Raw genomic sequence first — 19,277 nt, 5'->3', positions numbered from 1 at the left:
ACTTTGAGTCATATATGGCGCGTCCTAGCTTTTCATCACTGAAGACATTTGAGGTAGTGGCCCGGCTGGGCAGCCTGCGTGCGGCCGGCGAGGTGCTGCACATTACCCAGTCGGCGGTCAGCCACCAGATCCGGCGGCTTGAAAGCAGCCTGCAGGTAAAGCTGATGGAGAAGAATGGTCGGGGCATCCGGCTGACCTCCAGTGGCGAGCAGCTGGCGTACCGCCTCTCTGAGGGCTTTGCGTTGATAGATGAAGCGGTGGACAGCATTACCCTGCGCAAGGATATGGAACAGCTGAGGATCGTCTGCCTGCCCTCTATTGCGGTGCGCTGGCTGATTCCGCGGCTGAACCGTTTCCGCAGCCGCTATCCCGACTATGCGATCAGCATCGAATATATCGATGTTTCCCGCGATGAGGTGCCTCCGGATATTGATATCCAGATCACCTGGTTTGATGGCCCACCCCGATCGCGCTTTGACCGAAAGCTGATCTGTGAAGGCGTCACCCTGCCGGTGGCCAGCCCGCTTTATCTGCAGACGGTGGCGCCGATCGAGCAGCCTCGCGATCTGCTGCGGCTGGATCTGCTGCACGATGAAACTTCCGATTCCTGGCGCAGCTGGTTTCAGAGTGTGGGATTGAATCCTGGGCATCTGGAGCGAGGAATGTTTTATCAGGACTTTAACCTGCTAAGCTCTGCTGCTATTGCAGGGCAGGGGATAGCACTTTGCCCGCCGCGGCTGATCGAGACCGAGCTGGCGAATGGCACCCTGGAGATGCTGTTTGATACGCCCTCTAACACTTCGCGGGCGTACTGGCTGTTTACTCACCCGAACCCGCGCCCGGCCGTGCAGCGGTTTATGGACTGGGTGCTGGAGGAGGCGGAGCAGCCGCCTCAGATCTAACGTAAGACGTTCTTAGTAACACCCGAGTACTGGCCGGGTTGGCGTGGGGCATTCGGCCTTGCCTGCTCGGACCATGCAATAAAGAGTCATCCAATAATAAGGAGTTAATCATGAGCTGGACCGTGTACCTGTCAGGCGAGATTCATACCGACTGGCGTGAACAGATTATCGAAGGCTGTAAGGCGAAGAACCTGCCGATCAGCTTCACATCGGCGGTCACCAATCACGATGCCAGCGACGCTGCGGGCGATGGGCTGGGTGAGGAGAGCAGCAATTTCTGGCGCGATCACAAGTCGGCCAAGGTTAATGCCATCCGCACCAAGACGCAGATCGAAAAGTGTGACCTGGCGATTGTACGCTTCGGTGACAAGTACAAGCAGTGGAATGCGGCGTTTGATGCCGGTTTCTGTGCTGCGCTGGGCAAGCCCTATATCACGCTGCACAGTGCAGACATTATTCATCCGCTGAAAGAGGTGGATGCGGCCGCATTGGCCTGGGCACAGACGCCGCAGCAGGTGATCGAAGTGCTTGAATACGTCGTCAGCGCCCAGTAAGGGATGCCTCACCCGGCGGGAGAGAGGGTGCCGGGCAAGACAAAAGCGGCGTTACTGCGTAATGCAGTCAGGGCAGTAGCTGACCTGGGGATAGAACATCTTCACGTCATAGTGCGCTGCCTTGGGGTTGGAGTAGGAGCCGATGTAACGCAGCTCCGCCTTCTCCGGCATATGTGAACACTGGGATTCATGGATCTGGTTGCCGACTTCTTTCTGGGCTTCAAGGTGCAGATAGTACTTGGCCATAACCTTTACTCCTGACTGTTCGCTAATCACTGATTGTTTTGTGCTGAATTCCTGTCCCGACTTCGATCAAAAGCATGAAAGCAGTCGAGGGCATGACAGGGGTACGGAGCCCGCCACTCCGTACCCGTCCCGTCTGAGTCCGCAAGGGGGACCAGGCGTCTCAGGCGGCGCTGTCATGTTGATTCTCTTATCGCAAGTCCTGTACCAACCTGGCTGTCAATACAGCGCATTTGACTCAAGTCAGTGTTTGTTGATCAAAATCAATAAATTGGAGCAAGTGGCCAGGTGCATTCAAGCTTTGAGGCACAGAGAGTCCCGAGCCTGATGTCGTGAAAGCTTCAGGCTGGAAGCAACAAATGTTGTTTTATTGACATGGGTCAATATCGGGATCGACTGTGGCGGGCAAGGCGCCTGCCACAGTCGCAAGGGGAGGGGCTGTTTAGCCTTTGCTTGGGTGCTCGGAATCTTTTTTCGGCTCGCTGGATTCGCTGCTCTCCTGGGTAGCTTCCTGTACCGCTTCGGCCTGCGGTTGAGCCTTGTCCTGCGCTTCCTCGTTGGCTTGCGGCTCGTCGTCTACCTGCGACTCCAGCGCTGCCGGCTCGGCTTCAGCTTCGGTATCGGTTGGCTGACCGCACTCTTCGGCGATGTAACGGTTGATATATTCCTGGCCACGGCGGCTGGTGTTAGTGAGCCAGAGAATGGCGAGCACTCCGAATGCGAGTGCAAAGATGGCATATTCGCGGAACACCAGCGCCATAATCACGATGATAGGAATGACCACCATCAGACCGGTTTTGCTGCGCTTGGCCAGGTTGTCACGCAGATCGGCGGCTTTCTGGGCATCGGTCATGTTGGCCTTGAGCAGAGCCTGTTTCAGCGACTCGTATTCTCGTTCGCGGCGTCGGGCCATGCGGCCGAAGGGATCATTCAGTTTCATAAATAGCAACTCTGTTATGCGGCAGTGTGATTATGGGGTCGGATATTACCGGCGAATCCAGTGTTTGTCCGCTATTTGGCCCAAAATCTGGTGCGAGGCCAGCAGTTCGTCTGGCAGGGCGTGACTTTAATAGCGGTTAATTCTTTACCATAATGGTCGGCTTTTTTCCGCCATCAGGGAGACGACGATGACCCCCAGCGATAACCAGACCGCTTACTCTAGCCGCGCGGTGCTGCTGATTCAAATTGCACTGGCTATGGGAGGTTTCGGTATCGGCACCGGGGAGTTCGCGATCATGGGGCTGATGCCCAATGTGGCGGAAGGACTCTCGATCACCGAACAGCAGGTAGGCCATGTGATCAGCGCCTATGCCCTGGGTGTCGTCGTAGGCGCACCGCTGCTGGCGATTGTCGGCGCGCTTTTGTTCCGGCGCCATCTGCTGATTCTGCTGATGTTCGTCTTCGCGCTGGGTAACTTTGCCAGCGCTATGGCACCGGACTACCACAGCATGCTGCTATACCGCTTTCTGGCGGGGCTGCCGCACGGGGCTTACTTTGGCGTTGCCTGCCTGGTAGCGGCTTCGCTGGTACCGCCAAATCAGCGCGCCAAGGCGGTGAGCCGGGTGCTGATGGGCCTGACCATCGCCATGCTGCTGGGTAACCCTCTGGCCACCTGGCTGGGACAGTCGATGGACTGGCGCTACGCCTTTGGCTTCGTTGGCGTGATTGCACTGTTGACCGTCGTACTGGTGACCCTATTCCTGCCGCTGAATCGTAACGAGCCGCGCAGCAACCCGGTGCGGGAACTGCGCGCCTTCAACCAGCCGAAGGTCTGGCTGTCGCTGGCGATCAGCTCGGTGGGCTTTGCCGGTATGTTCTGCGTATTCAGCTACCTGGCGCCAACACTGCTGGAAGTGACCGAGGTATCCAAGGTATGGATCCCGGTGGCGCTGGCGGCCTTTGGTGCCGGCGGCATCGTAGGTAATATCGCCGGTGGCTGGCTGTTTGACCGGCTGCAGTTCAAGGCGGTGGGCTGGCTGCTGCTCTGGAGCAGCGGCATTCTGCTGCTGTTTCCGCTGGCGACCCAGAATATCTACACCATGCTGCTGGCGGCCTTCGCTGTAGGCACCATGATATCGCTGTCTCCCGCGCTGCAGACGCACCTGATGGATGTGGCCGCTGAAGCGCAGACCTTGGCCGCAGCCACCAACCACTCCGCTTTCAATCTGGCCAACGCACTGGGTCCCTGGCTGGGTGGCATGGCGATCTCGGCGGGTCTTGGCTGGAGCAGCACCGGCCTGGTCGGCGCCGCCACAGCGCTTACAGGGTTCGCTGTCTTTGTGATCGCCTACCGTCATCACAAACTGGTTCCCGCGATGGCGGAAGTAGAGGCGCAGCGCTGAAGAAGCTGTTAGCGTCTATCCTGACCTTAAGAGTGTAGGTAACAGTCTTTATGAGTCTTGGAGTGACGCGATGAAGAAGCTTAAGAACGAGAAGGAACTGGTCCGCAAGGCGATTGAAGAGGGCGTGAAATACGGAGAGGAGCGCGGTGCCGTGGAGTTTGAGCCGGGCGACTCAGCCGATCTGAAGATTGAATATATCTACCGGTTGTTGGTTCACGATAAAGTGATTCAGCCAATGCCGGAAGAGCAGGTATCACAGAAAACCATGCGCCACCGGCTGGCGTTGTGGGCATCACATCTCTGAGTAATAGTGCCGCATGCGCAAAGAGGGCGTCGTAGAAGCGACGCCCTCTTTGCGATTAAATGCCGCCGATTATCAGCCTTCCAGCTTCCAGCGCAGGGTTTCACCGGCGCGCAGCGGCACGATGATATCGTTGCCGAACGGCATCTCTGCCGGCACTTCCCAGGGCGATTTCACCAGGGTGACCTGGTCGCTGTTACGTTCACGGCCGTAGAAGTCGGCGCCGAAGTGGCTGGCGAAACCTTCCAGTTTATCCAGCGCACCCAGGTCTTCGAAGATCTCCGCGTAGAGCTCGATCGCCGCGTAGGCGCTGTAGCAACCGGCGCAACCACAGGCAGATTCCTTGGCGCCCTTGGCGTGGGGAGCGGAGTCGGTGCCGAGGAAGAATTTCGGGCTGCCGCTGATGGCCGCTGCCTGCAGCGCTTCCTGATGGATGTTGCGCTTGAGAATCGGCAGGCAGAACAGGTGCGGACGGATACCGCCCACCAGCATATGGTTACGGTTGTAGGCCAGGTGCTGAACGGTGATGGTAGCTGCTACGTTATCGCCCTGGCTGTTGACGAAGTCTGCGGCGTCCTTGGTGGTGATGTGTTCGACCACCAGTTTCATGTTGTTGTGCTTGGCGGCCAGCGGGCTCAGGATCTCGTCGAGGAAGCGCTTCTCACGATCATAGATATCGACATCCTGATGGGTCACTTCACCGTGCACCAGCAGTGGCATGTTGTGCTCCGCCAGGGCATCGCAGACGGCACCCAGTTTTCCCAGGTCGGTGACGCCGGACGCTGAGTTCGTGGTGGCGCCGGCCGGGTAGAGCTTTACCGCGGCGACTTTGCCGGTGGCGGCAGCGGCGGCGATCATCTCCGGAGTGGTGTTGTCGGTCAGGTAGAGTGTCATCAGCGGCTCGAAGCTGACGCCTGCCGGCACCTGCGCCATGATGCGGTCGTAGTAGGCCAGCGCCTCTTCCGCATTGGTGACCGGCGGCTTGAGGTTTGGCATGACGATCGCGCGACCCATCTGACGGGCCGTAGCCGGCACTACATGTTGCAGTACGTCACCATCACGCAGGTGAAGGTGCCAGTCATCGGGGCGGGTCAGGGTAAGGCGTTCGGTCATGGTCAATCTCTCGATGGCAGGGTGGATTGCACAGCTCGGAAGTGGCTGGAGATATTGTCTGTAGATAGTGGCTGGGGATTATAGACAATCCAGCCCGGTGAGTCTTGTGGGCGTATATGTCCGTGATATACCTGAGTATTACAATAAGGTATTAGTGATATATGTTGATCGCTGTATAATTCCCCGCTACTAATTCCGGTGGATCCCGGGACAACCCATTTTTTCACCTGACCTTACCCGGTCGGGCAGAACCATCAGGGTGATCGACTCATCATGAATAAACCGTCTCCGCTGGCGCTGCTGCCGCTGGCGCTGTTCCTGCTTTTCTTCGTTGGTAGTGGCCTCTGGTATCAGTCCCAGGGCGAGGACTTCGCCTTTTACAAGATATCGGCACCGGTGGCGATTTTGCCGGCTATCGTGCTGGCGGTGCTGCTCGCCAGGGGCTCACTGAACGAGCGCATCAACACCTTTATCGAAGGCGTAGGTGATAACACCATCATCACCATGGTGCTGATCTATCTGCTCGCCGGTGCCTTTGGCAGTGTGGCCGAAGCGGTGGGTGGCGTGGATGCCACGGTGAACCTGGGGCTGAGTGTGGTTCCGCCCGAGTTGGTGCTGCCGGGTCTGTTTGTGATCGCGGCCTTTGTTGCAACCTCCATGGGTACATCCATGGGCACCATCGCGGCGATCGCGCCGATTGCCGTGGGCGTGGCTGAGGCGACCGATCTGTCGCTGCCGCTGACGGTCGCGACCGTAGTCGGTGGTGCCATGTTCGGTGATAACCTGTCGATCATCTCGGATACCACCATCGCAGCGACCCGAACCCAGGGCTGCGCCATGCGTGACAAGTTCAAGCTGAACTTCATGATCGCCTTGCCAGCGGCGCTGCTGACGCTGGTCTGGCTATGGCTGCAGAGCAGTTCAGCCCAGGTGGAGGCGCCCGGCGATTACAACCTGATCCTGGTGTTGCCCTACCTGGCGGTATTGATACTGGCGGTGCTTGGCGTGAATGTGATGCTGGTGCTGTTTATCGGTATTCTGCTGGCCGGCGGGATAGGTCTGTGGATGATGCCGGACTATAACCTGGCGAAATGGTCCTCCGACATTTATGCGGGCTATACCAGCATGCAGGAGATTATGATCCTGTCGCTGCTGATCGGTGGTCTCGGAGCAATGATGAAATCCCAGGGCGGTCTGGCCTGGATCTCCGGCGCAATTGACCGTATCAGCCGCCTGGGTAACCGCGAGCCCGGCAAGCGCAGCGGTGAGCTTAGCATCAGTGCTTCGGTAGCCCTGACCAACCTCTGCACCGCCAACAACACAGTGGCGATTCTGCTGGCGGGCTCTCTGGCCAAGGATATCGCCGAGCGTCATGAGGTGGATCCGCGCCGCAGCGCCAGCCTGATCGATATTTTCTCCTGCGTGGTGCAGGGGCTGATTCCCTACGGTGCCCAGGTACTGCTGGCGGCTTCTACTGCCAAGCTCTCGCCGCTGGCGCTGATCGGCAATATCTATTACTGCTGGTTACTGGGGCTGGTGGCGCTGCTCTCGATCATCATCGGTTTCCCGCGTATCAAGTCACCCCAGCCCGCGCAGACCGTCTGATTACTCGCCCTTGAGCTGCTTGATCAACGCGGCAGGCAGCTCGCTCAGGGTCAGGGTGCCGGCGTTCGGGTCGAAGGTGATGTTCTTGCCGAGCGATTCGTTGCTGAAGCTGATCGATACATCGCGGCTGCGACCGCTGTAGCGAATATATTTCTTCAGGCTGGATTGATCCGGGATGAAGGCTTCCTTCAGCTCCGGATCGCGCTCTTCGATGTAGCGATCCAGGCCGGTGGGCGCCTGGCTTTCGATCTCGCCGGACAGCTCGCGGTAGTTCACCGCCTCGCCGTTCTTTACCTGTTCGATACAGTATTCAGCCACCTCTTTCTGGTAGCGCTTGCCGGTGTCCTCCGGCATATCACGGCTGTAATCCTCCACCAGAGACATAAAGCGCTCGGTATCGGCGGTGGTGTCCACGGTGTCGGTGAAGCTGAGGAAATCCATCATCAGCTTCTGCATCGGGCGTTCGCCAAAGCCGAAACTGATGGTAAGGAATTTCTGCTCGCCCGGCTGGTTTACCTGGTCCAGGTTCAGGCTGGCGCAGAAACCGAGCTTGCCAAAATCGATATACTCGCAATAGTCCGGTTTGTTGTCGCCGTTCACAACGATCCCTTCACGCTGGCGCAACTGGGCCAGCCAGAGGATCCGGCCCGCTTCCTGCTCATCCACGGCAAAGAGCCAATAGCCGTCGGACTCCACATCCTGTTCTTCCAGTGCGATCGCCAGGTATTCGATAGTTTTCTGGCTGAAGGAGACCAGGTTCAGCGTATCGCCCAGCCAGTTCACCACCAGCCCCTTGAACACGTCGGCCTCGTTGGAGAAACAGCCGTAGCGCTTGCTGGCGCGACGCACAAACAGTGGTTTGATCTCGCTGAGCAGCCGGCTTTCGGTTTCTGTCAGTTCCAGAGGCTTGTCGCTGAGACTGTAGGATTTGTCGCCGCTGTCGCGGGTCAGGCGGTGGATGATCGCTTGAGAAACAGACATGGGAGCTCCGGCTGAATGAAAAACAGGCGCAGGAGTATACCGCACGGAGCGGGGTGGTTCCGATAGCTGAATGCACGCAGACGATGGGTGGAACTGACGCTCAGAGGCAGCCCAATGTTGATATTAGAGATGGCTGAATGACGCGCTTTGGTTAGACTGTAGAAGGGCATAATGGGAAAGAGTCACTGGGCGTGTCTCTTCCCCAGTCTCCATCAGCCTTGGTGGGGAATCAGTTTAGCTGGAAGCAAGGAGCAGCGGATGGCTCAGGGCAAGGGCGATATCCGTGTAAGACCGGCGCATTTCGCCGATGCGGATCGGATCGCAGATATTTTTTTCGATAGCGTGCATGGCATAGACCCTGATATCTACAGCAGGGCCGAACAGTTGGCCTGGGCTCCGGCTCCGGTGGACTACGATTACTGGCGCCGTGCCATCCCCTTACATGAAACCTTTGTCGCCTGTATCGACCGGCGTGTGGTCGGCTTTATTGGCCTTGAGCCGGAAGGCTATATCGACTGGCTTTATACCCAGAATTACCATCAGGGGCAGGGGGTTGCCTCGGCGCTCTATGGCCATCTGGAAAATCTGGCCCGTGAGCGCGGTCTTGCGTTGCTGAGCGTCAGTGCATCCGATGTGGCGCGGCCGTTCTTCGAGCGCCGCGGTTTTCGGGTGCTGAGCGCGAACCAGGTCGAGCGCCAGGGAGTAAGCCTGCGTAACTGGCAAATGCAAAAGCCTCTGACCGCTTAGCTTAACGGCAAGGTTGGAAGGGTAAGGGCGGGCGTTTATAGTCAGGGCTCCTCACTTTTACTCTCTGGTAATGGATATGCCCGACTTCGCCTCCCGCTTTTCGATTCAGCGACCCTATCAGCAGCGCGAGAAAGCGCCAGAAGAGTATCGGGTGGAGCGCTGCGGCGTCAGAGCGCTGGAAAAACAGCTGGAGAGCGATCGCGGCCGCATTATCAATTCCGCCGCGGTGCGGCGCCTGCAGCAGAAAACCCAGGTGTTTCCGCTGGAACACAACGCCGCCGTGCGCAGTCGTCTGACCCACTCACTGGAGGTGCAGCAGACCGGGCGTTACATCGTGCGAACGATCTTCGATCAGCTCGGTGAGGGCGCCGGAATACTGGGGCTCGACGGACTGGAGCGGGCCACCGAAACCCTGGTGGAGATGGCCTGCCTGATGCACGATATCGGCAACCCACCCTTTGGTCATTTCGGCGAGGCGGCGATCTCCCGCTGGTTTGAACAGACCCTGCCGCTGCTGCCGCCCTTCGTGCACGAGCTGGAAGGTCCAGCCGCCAGTCTGCGGCAGGAGCTGCTGCGCGAGCTGGCCAGTTTCGAGGGCAACGCCCAGGCGATCCGGCTGATCAGCCAGTTGCAGAAGCTCAACCTCACCTATTCCCAGACCGCCTGTATCTTCAAATACACCCGCTGCGCCACCGAAGAGCGGCCGCCGAAAGATGCACCTCTGGCTTACCTGAAGAAAAAGCCCGGTTATTACTTTTCGGAGCGGGGCTTTGTCGCCCGCATGCAGCAGGCGCTGGATATGAAGCCGGGGCAGCGTTTCCCGTTGACCTACCTGATGGAAGCCGCCGACGATATCGCCTACTGTCTGGCCGACCTGGAGGATGGCGTTGATAAGGGCATACTGGATTGCGCACGGCTCGCCGAGCTGTTGAAGGCGCAGTATGAGCAACTGCGTGAGCCCTTTGATGATGCCGATGACCCCAGCTTTAACGGCAAGTGTTTCGCCGATTTGGTGGACTACGCGCTGAAGCGCTGGCAGCAGGAGGAGATCAACAAGGAGCACGAGTTCTTCGTCTACCTGCGTGTCGGTCTGATCCATCCGCTGGTTGAGCACGCCGCCCGCGTATTTCTCGATCATGCCGAGGCGGTCAGCGAGGGCAGTCTGGACCGGGCCCTGCTGGAGGATAACTCCCCCTGTCATGCCATCGTTGAAAGCCTGAAGCGGGTAGCGATCAATCACGTATTCTGCGTGCCGGAAGTCGAAACCCTGGAGCTGCAGGGCTTTCAGATTATCTCCGGGCTGCTGGAGCACTACCGGCCGTTGTTGATGCTGCCGATGGCTGATTTTCAGCGCTTGTGTGAGGGCGGAAGCCGCGGCCTGCTGGTCGAAAGCCGGCTGTTTCACCGGTTGCCGAAAAAGCATGTTAAAGCCTATCTGTCGCTGCTGGCTGAACCGCCTGACGCGCTCAAACAGGGCGATCAGGCGACGCAAATCTGGGAGCGCTACTGCCGCTGCCGATTGATGCAGGATATGGTCAGTGGTATGACCGATCAGTTTGCCCTGGATGAGTTTCGCACCCTTTCGGTGAGCCTGAGTTAAGTCGATGGCGGTTGTGTTCCGATGAGTACTGAGTTTACTCACTGGCTGGTTGAACAGATGCAGGTGATCGGGCCGGTAACGGCGCGGCGCATGTTTGGTGGGCAGGGGCTGTTTATCGATGGCCTGATGTTCGCGATTATTTTTGACGACCAGCTCTACCTGAAAGCGGATGATCATAACTGTCAGGCATTCTTGGATCAGGGGTTTGAGCCCTTCACTTATATGCGTCAGGGCAAACGCTGTGCACTCTCCTACTACCAGGCACCGGATGAGCTCCTGGGAGAGTCGCTTGAGTCGCTTGAGCTGATGCGGCTCTGGGGTAACGAAGCCTTTGGCGCGGCGCTGAGATCAAGGCGATGAATCGAATCTTCTGGATGTAAGGATACCCAATGTCTTTGGACCAAATCAGCCTGTGGATGGAGCAGGTTGGCGATCAGGTTGTTTCCCGCCCGGCGCTGGAGTCGGAGCTGGATCTGGATGTGGCGATTATCGGCGCCGGCTATACCGGTCTCTGGACCGCCTACCATCTGAAACGTCAGCAGCCGGATCTGAACATAGCGATCTTCGAGGCCCGGCACGTGGGTTTTGGCGCCTCCGGTCGCAACGGTGGCTGGCTGATCGGTGAGCTGGCCGGCCAGGATCAACTGTTGGCTGGGTTGCCGCAGGAGGAACAACGACGCTACCGGGAGCTGATTCATGCCATCCCTGATGATGCGGCCGAAGTGTTTAAGAGAGAGGGGATAGACTGCGGTTATCGCAAGGGCGGCATGCTGATGTGCGCGGCTCGTTTTCCTGAGCAGGAAAACTGGGTCCGCGAAGAGCTCAGGGGATTTTATGCCCGCGGTTACAGCGCCGAGGATTATCGCTGGCTGGATGCCGATGAACTGGCACAGCAGGTCAATATCGCCGGTAGCAAAGGTGCGCTTTACTCGCCGCACTGCGCCACCATTCATCCGGCAAAGCTGGCGCTGGGGCTGGCCCAGGCAGTTGAACGTCTGGGTGTGACTATCTATGAATCCAGTCCGGTGGATGAGTGGCAGCCGCACAGGCTCAAAGTGCGGGGCCACAAGGTTAAGGCACGCGTCGTAGCGCCCTGTATCGAGGGTTATGCCGCCAGTTTGCCGCCCCTGAGTCGTTACCAGATCCCGGTGCAGAGTTTGCAGATTGCGACCGAACCACTGTCAGAAACACTCTGGGATGAACTGGGTATGGCCGATGGTCAGGCGATTAGCGAAGCGAGCCGTATGGTCACCTATTTCCACCGCAGCCGGGATGATCGCCTGGTGTTTGGTGCCCGCGGTGGATACCGTTTCGGCGGGCGTCTGCGCGAGGATTTCAGCCTGTCTAATACCGAGTTTAATCGTCATCGTGGGCTGATGTTGTCGCTTTTCCCGCAGCTGGAGTCGGTGAAAATTACCCACGGTTGGGGTGGTAACTTGGGCCTCTCACGCCGATTTTTACCCCATGTTTACTGGGATCTTCACCAAGGGTTGGCGTTGGCCGGCGGCTATGGCGGCGAGGGAGTAGGCGCCAGCTTCCTCTGCGGACGCACCCTGGCTGAGCTGATTCTTGGTGTTGAAAATGACGCTACCCGGGCGCCCTGGGTGCTGCGTGGTGAGGGTCTATCTAGTTCGCTGCGCTCCTGGGAACCGGAACCCTTCCGCTGGTTGGGTTACAGCGCTGTGTTGGCGGCCCTTGGGCATGAAGATGCGGTGCTCGCCAACGAGAACAGTCCGCGCTGGAGACGGCGTATGGCCAGCGCCCTGGCTGATCGTTTCGAAGGGTTGATGGCTGCAAGCCCAACACCCTGAACCCGCTTTCTCAAGCAGGAGGGCGGCTTGCCTGGTCAGACCTGACGGGATCCGGCCAGGAGTCGCTCGGTCAGGCGAGCCACAAAGGGGCCTGCCGCAAAAGCGATGGCGTAGGCGATCGGCCAGGCGAGCAGGAAGGCGTTCATCCAGCGGCCGATAAATGCATCAGTCAGGCCCAGGTTGATAAACGTCACCCAGCAGGTCATCAGCGTGCAGAGGATAAATGACATGATACCGCTTTGCAGTAAACGGGCCTTGAGGAGGTACATCGGCTAGAGGTCCTTTCTTTAGTTCACAATTTGAACAACAGAGTGTAGTGGGTTTCAGTTCTGTCGAGTAGACTGATATTCGTTATCTAAAATTTCAAAAATGAAATCATGCTCGATGATCTTTCACTCTTTGTCCGTGTCGTGCAGGAAGGCAGCTTTCTCGCTGCTGCGCGTGCCGCTGAACTCTCCACCGCGACGCTGACCCGGCGTATCCAGAACCTGGAGACCCGCTTTAACTGCCAACTGCTCAACCGTTCCGCCCGTGGTGTCTCGCTGACCCCCATCGGCCAGCGTCTTTACGAATCCACCGTGGCTCAGGTTGAGTCTTTGCAGACAGAAGTGGGGCGGCTGCATACCGATACGGCGGATCATCGCGGTCGTATCCGGCTGATTGCACCGATCAACCTGACACACCATATCGTGCAGCCGCTGCTGCAGACCTTTCTGTCAGAAAACCCAGGCATTCAGCTGAGCATATTGCTGAGCAACGATGTTGAAAACCTGGCCGAGCGACAGGCGGACCTGGCGCTGAGGTTCGGTAACCAGATCGATTCGGGCCTCAGACAGAAGTTTGTTGGCGAGTTTCCGTCGGTGCTGGTCGCGACACCGGAGGTAGCTCGCGCACTTAACGGTGCTGCGGATATGCAGGCATTGTTGGCCTATCCGTGCATCGCCTCGCTAGAGGAGCGTTATCTGGTACTGCAAAACCGCCAGACCGGGGCGCGCAGCAACCTGGCGATCGAGCCGCACTTCCACTGTAACGATCTGGATGTGGCGATAGCGACGCTGGAGAGTAACGGCGGCTTTATGCACTGCCCCTATCTGCTGGTGCGCGAGCATCTGGCCAGTGGTCGGCTGATTCGGATCATGCCGGAGTGGGAAGGGGAGAATCGTCGACTTTATATGGTGTGGAACAGCCGCAACCTGTTGATGCCCCGCACCCAGCTGCTGCTCAATTTCCTGGTTGAGCAGGTGGGTGCTATCGGGGCCAGGCTGGCGCTTGAGTTAGAGCACCGCGCCGATGAACTGACGTAGTTCCGGTGTCTGCGGATCGGCCAGGACGGTCTTGGCATCGCCGGTTTCGTGGACCTTGCCCTGGTGCATGAAGACGACCCGGTCGCCAACATCGCGGGCGAAGTTCATCTCGTGGGTTACCAGAATCAGGGTCATGCCCTCGGCAGCCAGCTGCTCGAGAACCTTCAGCACGTCACCCACCAGCTCCGGGTCCAGCGCCGAGGTGATCTCGTCGCACAGCAGTACCTTGGGCTTCATCGCCAGGGAGCGGGCGATGGCAACGCGCTGCTGCTGACCACCGGAGAGCTTTTCCGGATACTGGCCGAACTTGTCGCCCAGACCGACCTTCTCCAGCACCTCCTGGGCCAGTTTCTTGGCTTCGGCTTTGTTGGTCTTCTTGATCAGCGTCGGAGCCAGCATGATGTTCTCGCCCACGGTCAGGTGAGGGAAAAGGTTGAAGCTCTGGAACACCATACCAACGCTCTGGCTCAGCTTGCGCACCTGAAACTCGTCGGTGCTGACCTCCATGCCATCCAGGATGATGGCGCCTTGATCATAGCTTTCCAGGCCGTTCATGCAGCGTAGCAGGGTGCTTTTGCCCGAGCCGCTGCGGCCGATGATCGAGACCACTTCGCCCGCTTTGACATCCAGGTCGATGCCTTTGAGGACATGCAGGTCTCCGAAATATTTGTGTACGTCACGCACGCTTACCAGCGACATTTAGCTTCTCCTCAAGATATTGGCTGGCTCGCGACAGCGGGTAGCACAGCAGAAAGTAGATCAGGGCAACCATGGCGAATACCTTGAACGGTTCAAAGGTGGCGTTGTTGAGCATGGTGCCTGCCTTGGTCAGTTCCACGAAGCCGATGATCGACGCCAGGGCGGTGCCCTTGACGATCTGGACTGAGAAGCCAACGGTCGGCGGAATGGCGATGCGCAGCGCCTGGGGCAGAATCACGTAGCGCATCGTCTGCAGATAGTTCAGGCCCAGGCAGCGAGAGGCTTCCCACTGGCCCTTGGGCAGGGACTCGACACAGCCGCGCCAGATATCGCTCAGGAAGGCGCTGGAGAACAGCGTCAAAGCCAGTGCCGCCGCGGTCCAGGCCGACACATCGATGCCAAGCAGGCCGAGGCCGAAGAAGGCGATAAACAGCTGCATCAGCAGCGGTGTGCCCTGAAAAATCTCGATGTAGATTCGGGTGATCCAGATCAGCGGCTTGCGACGGCTGATTCGCATAAAGGTCAGCAGCAGGCCGACGATAGAACCACCGGCAAAGGCGAGCAGCGAGAGCAGGATGGTCCAGCGGGCTGCCAGCAGCAGGTTACGCAGGATATCCCAGTCGGTAAATTGACTCATGACAGTTTTTTCTCCCCGTTCATGACTGTTTCTTCTTCCCAGTTCATGACTGCTTCTCCTCTCTGGAAAAGGCTCGCGAGCCGATCAGGTTAAAGATAAGACGCATCAGGAAGGCCAGCAGCAGGTAAAGCAGCGCGGCGACCAGGTAAGACTCGAAGCTCAGGAAGTTGCGCGACTGGATAAAGTTGGCGGCGAAGGTGAGTTCCTGCACCGAGATCTGTGACACCACGGCGGAACCCAGCATGACGATGATGCACTGGCTGACAACGGAACTGTAAACGCGCTGGAAAGCCGGTGGCAGGATGATACGGATAAATATCTGTCGGCTGCTCAGCCCCAGAGTGCGGGCCGCTTCGATCTGTCCCTTGGGGGTGTTGTCGATGCCGGCGCGGATAATCTCGGTGAGATAGGCGCCAAGGTTGATCACAAGGGCCAGAATACCGGCCTCCACTTCCGTCATCTTGATGCCGATGGCGGGCAATCCGAAAAAGATAAAGAACAACTGCACAATAAAGGGCGTGTTGCGGATCAGTTCTACGTAGGCTTTGGAGCCATGGCGCAGAAAGGGATTGCGGTGGCGCCGTGCAGCCGCACCGAGGATGCCCAGCATAATGCCCAGGAGCGTGGATACAACGGTGAGTTTTACCGTCATCCAAAGTCCGGACAGCAGGACGTCCTGGTACTCAAGCAGAGCACCGAAATTCAGTTCATAACCCATTCTTGGTTCCAGTTAGGGTTGGTCTTGAAGCCGGAGCAGAAGGGCTGCTCCGGCGAGCGCAGTTACATGGACGCCAGGTCAGCGGGGTACGGCGCTTTCAGCCATTTCTGCGAGAGGGATTCCAGGACGCCGTCGGCGTAGGCTTTGCCGATCAGTTCGTTAACCTTATCGGCCAGGCGGGTTTCGCCTTTCATGACGCCCACGTAGCAGGGGGAGTTTTTCAGCAGGAACTTGGTTTCAGGCACGCGGGAGGGGCTGCGGTTGGCAATTTCGGTCACCACCAGGTTGCCGGTGGCGATCAGGTCGACCTGGCCTGACAGGAAGGCGGACAGGGTGGTGTTGTTATCTTCAAAGCGCTTGATGGTTACGTCGTCAGAGACCAGCTTGCTCAACTCTATATCTTCAACCGCGCCGCGGGTGACGCCAACGGTTTTGTCCGCCAGTTCTTCCGGTGAGGTTACCTCTACCTCGTTAAGACCAAACACGCCAAGGAAGAAGGGCGCATACGGCTTGGTGAAATCGATCGCCTTTTCACGCTCCGGGTTTTTACCCAGGCTGGAGATCACCAGATCAACTTTCTGGGTTTGCAGGTAAGGGATGCGGTTGGCACTGGTGACCGGAACCAGCTCCAGTTTTACGCCGAGTTCCTGGGCCAGGTAGCCGGCCATATCGATGTCGTAGCCCTGGGGCTGAAGGTCGGGTCCTACAGAACCGAAGGGAGGGAAGTCCTGAGGTACAGCAACTTTCAGGACTCCCGCTTCTGTAATGTCGTCCAGTTTATCGGCTGAAGCGGTGGATATGGCGCCGAAAGTCAGCAGCAGAGAGCCGGCAACAGCCAGGCTCATTTTTTTTAAAATTTTCATTATTGGCTACCCTCTGTTTAGGAAACGAATGATTCAGTAGCTGTCGCTTTGCAACTTCAAGGCCAAAACGTAACGCCTTGATTGTTAGACAATTCATACTGAAACATATGGTTCACTGGTAGCCGTTAATGCTCCATCATAGTGCGGATGATCAATATTAGGTCATAGCTGACCAATCGGTTAAGAATTGAAAATCAATAACTTAGATTGATCTTGTATAAATCGAAGTGAAACTTTTGTTTCATGATCTTTAAAGGCTCAGCCCGGGTTAACGGTTTTCATATTCGATTTCGCCCAGTACTGTGCTGATCGGCTGTACGCCCGCCCAAACCGGCAGATCCATATCTTCCGGATCATCCACCGGGCCGCCGGTGCGGATCTTTGCCGACACTTCGCTCAGCGTGAAGGCGATAACGCTGGTCGCTTTCATCTCGGTTTCATTGGCGCGGCGAGCCTCGTCCGAACGCCCCTTGTGGAACTTCTCCATCAGCTGATCCAGCGCGCGGCTCTTTTCGTCGGCGTCATCGACCAGACGCGCCTGACTGTAGATCACCACGCTGCGGTAGTTCACCGAGTGATGGAACGCGGAGCGGGCGAAGACGATGCCGTCCAGCAGGGTAACGGCGATGCAGGCTTCCGAACCCTCAAGCAGCGCCCTGAACAGGCCGTTTTTGCTGGAGCCGTGCACATAGAGCTGATCGCCGTCACGCCAATGGATGGTTGGTTGTAGCAGCGGTTGGCCCCCAAGCTGGGTGCTGACATGGCAGATCATCGCCTCGTCCAGAATCGCGTTGATCGTTTCTTTGTCGTAGTTGGCTCTTTTGCTGCCTCTTCTAACCCGGGTCCGTTCGGTTTGGCTGTACTCGCTCATCTCTGTTCACTCCATCTGATTGAGCGATTAGAGTAGGTCTTAAATTGGGTCTGGATAAGATCCAATAAATAATGAAATTAAGGACCCAATTATGGATGAGTCAGGATTGACCAGAACCGACCTGGGTCTATTCCTTGAGCTCAATAAACAGGATCCGTCGCTGCCGGCCTACCGGCGGCTGTTCCTGGCGTTGCGGCAGCTGATTCTGAATCACCGAATAGACGGCGGTACGCGCTTGCCGGCTACCCGCTCACTGGCGAGCGCGCTGAAGATCTCGCGAAACACGGTAAAAAGTGCCTACGAGCTACTGCAGGCGGAGGGTTATATCTACACGCGCACCGGCGCTGGCTGCTTTGTGGCGGAGCTGCCCAAAGCGGTTCAGGGTGGGGAGCCCAGCGTAGGAATGCCCCAGCCTGAGCGAACGCAGCAAGGTGGATGGGTCAGCCCAGGTCCGGGCCTGCTGCAGCCTGGGATACCCGCCCTGGACCACTTCCCTTACCGCCGCTGGCAACGGGCGATGCAGAAGTCGGTGTCTTCAGCAGGGCTGCTGGCGGGCGATCCGCAGGGGGATCTGCGACTGCGCCAGGAGATCGTGCGCTGGCTAGGCGCTCAGCGCGGCATGCCGGTGGATGCCAACCAGGTACTGATCACCTCCGGTTCCCAGCAGGGGATTTACCTGGCGGCGAATCAGCTGGTGCGGGCAGGAGATCGGGTGCTGCTGGAGCGGCCGGGATTCCCCGGCAGTGAACGGGTCTTTAAAGCGGTAGGGGCGCAGATCGACTATTTCCATCAGCAGGATCTTGATGGGGTCGATAGGCTGGGAAAAGCCAGGCTCATGCTGCTGACGCCTTCGCGTAACTTTCCTCTGGGGCATACGCTCTCCGCCGATCGTCGCCTAGCACTGCTTAACTGGGCACAGCAAAACGATCTATGGCTGCTAGAGGATGATTACGATTCAGAATTTGCGGCGGGACCGGCGCTGTCTGCGATGTATTCGCTGGACGCTCATGAGCGGGTGATTTATGCCGGCACCTTCAGCCGTACCCTGTTTCCTGGCCTGAGGTTGGGGTACCTGGTGTTGCCGCTGGCGCTGGTGCAGGGGTTTCTACAAACGCGCAGGGTGATCGATGGCGGTCTGTCGCTGCCTGCTCAGATAGCGCTGGCGGAGTTTATGGCCTGCGGGGATTACGGCCGGCATCTGCGACGGATGAAGCGCCTTTACCAGCAGCGCAGACAGGTTCTGGAGCGGTTGATCGCCGCGAGTGCACTGGACGGTCTTGCCCTGGTCGATGCCGGCGGTGGCATGAACCTCTGCCTGCAGCTGCCGGCGTCTCTGAATGATCAAGCGCTGGAAAAACTGCTCGCGCTGGAGGGTGTCAGCGTGCGGGCGCTGAGTGGCTATGATCCACAGCAGAGTCGAGGGCTGGTGGTGGGATTTACCGCTCAGGATCGCGATGCCATGAGTCACGGTGTCGCGATCCTGGAGCGGGTACTCGGGCCGTTGCTCGCAACTGGCCAGTCTTAGATTACCTGGTTGAAGCCTTCAAACTGCGGCGGGCCCAGGTAGATATCCTTAGCCGGTTTGGCGTTGGCGTGCGCCTTGCGGAAGGCTTCGGACTTGGTCCAGTTGATAAACGCTTCTTCCGACTCCCAGATGCTGTGCGAAGCGAAAAGGGTGCACTCGTCACTGGTGGGGCCCTGCAGCAGGTTGAAGCTCTTGAAGCCCGGCACCTCACTTAGAAAGGTGTCGCGGTTTTTCCAGATGTCGATGAAGGCTTCCTCTTTGCCCAGGGCGATGCGGAAGCGGTTCATGGCGATATACATGGCTGTTCCTCAGTTTGGAATTTAACGGATGCGGCTCACCTTAGCCCGGCAGAGAGGTGGCTGTCAGCTTTATATCGCGCGACTTTCATAGCGCGCTACTTTTATATTTCACTACGCATCGCACCACACTGTTGTGTGCATTAATCATTTAATTGAGCTATT

At 58.0% G+C, this 19,277-nt stretch carries 22 protein-coding genes; 11 read left to right on the top strand and 11 right to left on the bottom strand.

Annotated elements, in window-relative coordinates; genetic code table 11:
- The first annotated feature begins 14 nt into the window (after positions 1-14).
- Complete coding sequence (locus tag C4S72_RS09740; protein ID WP_104002816.1) at positions 15-902, top strand: LysR substrate-binding domain-containing protein; 888 nt, start codon at positions 15-17, stop codon at positions 900-902.
- A gap of 110 nt (positions 903-1,012) precedes the next feature.
- Positions 1,013-1,456 (top strand): YtoQ family protein, encoded by a 444-nt coding sequence (locus C4S72_RS09735; RefSeq protein ID WP_104002815.1) that lies wholly within the window; start codon positions 1,013-1,015, stop codon positions 1,454-1,456.
- A 51-nt stretch (positions 1,457-1,507) separates the two neighbouring features.
- Here the strand turns inward: C4S72_RS09735 and C4S72_RS09730 are convergent, their stop codons facing one another.
- On the bottom strand, positions 1,508-1,702 hold the full coding sequence (locus C4S72_RS09730) for a hypothetical protein (protein WP_104002814.1): 195 nt from the start codon (positions 1,700-1,702) through the stop codon (positions 1,508-1,510).
- Positions 1,703-2,141: 439 nt separating this feature from the next.
- Positions 2,142-2,639, bottom strand: coding sequence for a hypothetical protein (locus C4S72_RS09725; RefSeq protein WP_104002813.1), 498 nt, complete (start codon positions 2,637-2,639; stop codon positions 2,142-2,144).
- 187 nt (positions 2,640-2,826) lie between these two features.
- On the opposite strand from C4S72_RS09725, the gene C4S72_RS09720 reads away from it, so the two are divergent.
- Together C4S72_RS09720 and C4S72_RS09715 are read left to right on the top strand one after the other, a co-directional pair.
- Complete coding sequence (locus C4S72_RS09720; RefSeq protein ID WP_104002812.1) at positions 2,827-4,041, top strand: MFS transporter; 1,215 nt, start codon at positions 2,827-2,829, stop codon at positions 4,039-4,041.
- A 70-nt stretch (positions 4,042-4,111) separates the two neighbouring features.
- A complete protein-coding gene (locus C4S72_RS09715) occupies positions 4,112-4,345 on the top strand; it encodes a DUF5062 family protein (RefSeq protein ID WP_104002811.1) in 234 nt (77 codons plus the stop codon).
- Between the two features lie 72 nt (positions 4,346-4,417).
- Here C4S72_RS09715 and pyrC read toward each other — a convergent pair whose 3' ends face one another.
- Positions 4,418-5,455 (bottom strand): dihydroorotase, encoded by a 1,038-nt coding sequence (pyrC, locus tag C4S72_RS09710; protein WP_104002810.1) that lies wholly within the window; start codon positions 5,453-5,455, stop codon positions 4,418-4,420.
- 273 nt (positions 5,456-5,728) lie between these two features.
- Here pyrC and C4S72_RS09705 point away from each other — a divergent pair, with 273 nt between their 5' ends.
- Entirely contained in the window at positions 5,729-7,060 is a 1,332-nt protein-coding gene (locus tag C4S72_RS09705; protein ID WP_200826708.1) for a Na+/H+ antiporter NhaC family protein, read from the top strand.
- Here the strand turns inward: C4S72_RS09705 and C4S72_RS09700 are convergent, their stop codons facing one another.
- The gene (locus tag C4S72_RS09700) at positions 7,061-8,041 is read right to left on the bottom strand and encodes a nucleoid-associated protein (RefSeq protein ID WP_104002808.1); all 981 of its coding nucleotides are present in this window, start codon (positions 8,039-8,041) and stop codon (positions 7,061-7,063) included. It lies immediately after the preceding gene.
- 258 nt (positions 8,042-8,299) lie between these two features.
- Here C4S72_RS09700 and C4S72_RS09695 point away from each other — a divergent pair, with 258 nt between their 5' ends.
- The 4 genes from C4S72_RS09695 to C4S72_RS09680 all read left to right on the top strand — a co-directional run bounded on the left by C4S72_RS09695 (position 8,300) and on the right by C4S72_RS09680 (position 12,199).
- The gene (locus C4S72_RS09695) at positions 8,300-8,788 is read left to right on the top strand and encodes a GNAT family N-acetyltransferase (protein WP_160115487.1); all 489 of its coding nucleotides are present in this window, start codon (positions 8,300-8,302) and stop codon (positions 8,786-8,788) included.
- A 76-nt stretch (positions 8,789-8,864) separates the two neighbouring features.
- On the top strand, positions 8,865-10,388 hold the full coding sequence (gene dgt, locus C4S72_RS09690; RefSeq protein ID WP_104002806.1) for a dGTPase: 1,524 nt from the start codon (positions 8,865-8,867) through the stop codon (positions 10,386-10,388).
- Positions 10,389-10,409: 21 nt separating this feature from the next.
- On the top strand, positions 10,410-10,748 hold the full coding sequence (locus tag C4S72_RS09685; protein WP_104002805.1) for a TfoX/Sxy family protein: 339 nt from the start codon (positions 10,410-10,412) through the stop codon (positions 10,746-10,748).
- 29 nt (positions 10,749-10,777) lie between these two features.
- Entirely contained in the window at positions 10,778-12,199 is a 1,422-nt protein-coding gene (locus C4S72_RS09680) for an NAD(P)/FAD-dependent oxidoreductase (RefSeq protein ID WP_104002804.1), read from the top strand.
- A gap of 35 nt (positions 12,200-12,234) precedes the next feature.
- Here C4S72_RS09680 and C4S72_RS09675 read toward each other — a convergent pair whose 3' ends face one another.
- Positions 12,235-12,468, bottom strand: coding sequence for a DUF2798 domain-containing protein (locus C4S72_RS09675; RefSeq protein WP_104002803.1), 234 nt, complete (start codon positions 12,466-12,468; stop codon positions 12,235-12,237).
- Positions 12,469-12,576: 108 nt separating this feature from the next.
- On the opposite strand from C4S72_RS09675, the gene C4S72_RS09670 reads away from it, so the two are divergent.
- Positions 12,577-13,503 (top strand): LysR family transcriptional regulator, encoded by a 927-nt coding sequence (locus C4S72_RS09670; protein WP_104002802.1) that lies wholly within the window; start codon positions 12,577-12,579, stop codon positions 13,501-13,503.
- On the opposite strand, the gene C4S72_RS09665 is transcribed toward C4S72_RS09670, so the two are convergent.
- The 5 genes from C4S72_RS09665 to C4S72_RS09645 form a co-directional block, all read right to left on the bottom strand.
- Positions 13,474-14,202 (bottom strand): amino acid ABC transporter ATP-binding protein, encoded by a 729-nt coding sequence (locus C4S72_RS09665; RefSeq protein WP_104002801.1) that lies wholly within the window; start codon positions 14,200-14,202, stop codon positions 13,474-13,476. The genes C4S72_RS09670 and C4S72_RS09665 overlap by 30 nt on opposite strands.
- Positions 14,180-14,839 carry an amino acid ABC transporter permease gene (locus C4S72_RS09660; protein ID WP_104002800.1) on the bottom strand — a complete coding sequence of 220 codons (660 nt, stop codon included), beginning with the start codon at positions 14,837-14,839 and terminating at the stop codon, positions 14,180-14,182. Before C4S72_RS09660 ends, C4S72_RS09665 begins: the two co-directional genes overlap by 23 nt.
- Before the next feature lie 43 nt (positions 14,840-14,882).
- Positions 14,883-15,557 carry an amino acid ABC transporter permease gene (locus tag C4S72_RS09655; protein ID WP_104002799.1) on the bottom strand — a complete coding sequence of 225 codons (675 nt, stop codon included), beginning with the start codon at positions 15,555-15,557 and terminating at the stop codon, positions 14,883-14,885.
- A gap of 62 nt (positions 15,558-15,619) precedes the next feature.
- On the bottom strand, positions 15,620-16,420 hold the full coding sequence (locus C4S72_RS09650) for a transporter substrate-binding domain-containing protein (RefSeq protein ID WP_104002798.1): 801 nt from the start codon (positions 16,418-16,420) through the stop codon (positions 15,620-15,622).
- 268 nt (positions 16,421-16,688) lie between these two features.
- Positions 16,689-17,291, bottom strand: a complete 603-nt coding sequence (locus C4S72_RS09645; protein WP_104002797.1) for a pyridoxamine 5'-phosphate oxidase family protein — start codon at positions 17,289-17,291, stop codon at positions 16,689-16,691.
- Between the two features lie 91 nt (positions 17,292-17,382).
- Here C4S72_RS09645 and pdxR point away from each other — a divergent pair, with 91 nt between their 5' ends.
- Positions 17,383-18,816, top strand: coding sequence for a MocR-like pyridoxine biosynthesis transcription factor PdxR (gene pdxR / locus C4S72_RS09640; protein ID WP_104002796.1), 1,434 nt, complete (start codon positions 17,383-17,385; stop codon positions 18,814-18,816).
- On the opposite strand, the gene C4S72_RS09635 is transcribed toward pdxR, so the two are convergent.
- Positions 18,813-19,115 (bottom strand): antibiotic biosynthesis monooxygenase family protein, encoded by a 303-nt coding sequence (locus C4S72_RS09635; RefSeq protein WP_104002795.1) that lies wholly within the window; start codon positions 19,113-19,115, stop codon positions 18,813-18,815. The two genes, pdxR and C4S72_RS09635, sit on opposite strands and share 4 nt — an antisense overlap.
- Positions 19,116-19,277: the final 162 nt, after the last annotated feature.

Origin of the sequence: Marinobacterium lutimaris (assembly GCF_900108065.1) — a bacterium.
Classification (GTDB): Bacteria; Pseudomonadota; Gammaproteobacteria; order Pseudomonadales; family Balneatricaceae; genus Marinobacterium_D; species Marinobacterium_D lutimaris.
The sequence above is the reverse complement of the archived record's forward strand: the minus strand, read 5'-3'. Positions and strand labels throughout refer to the sequence as shown.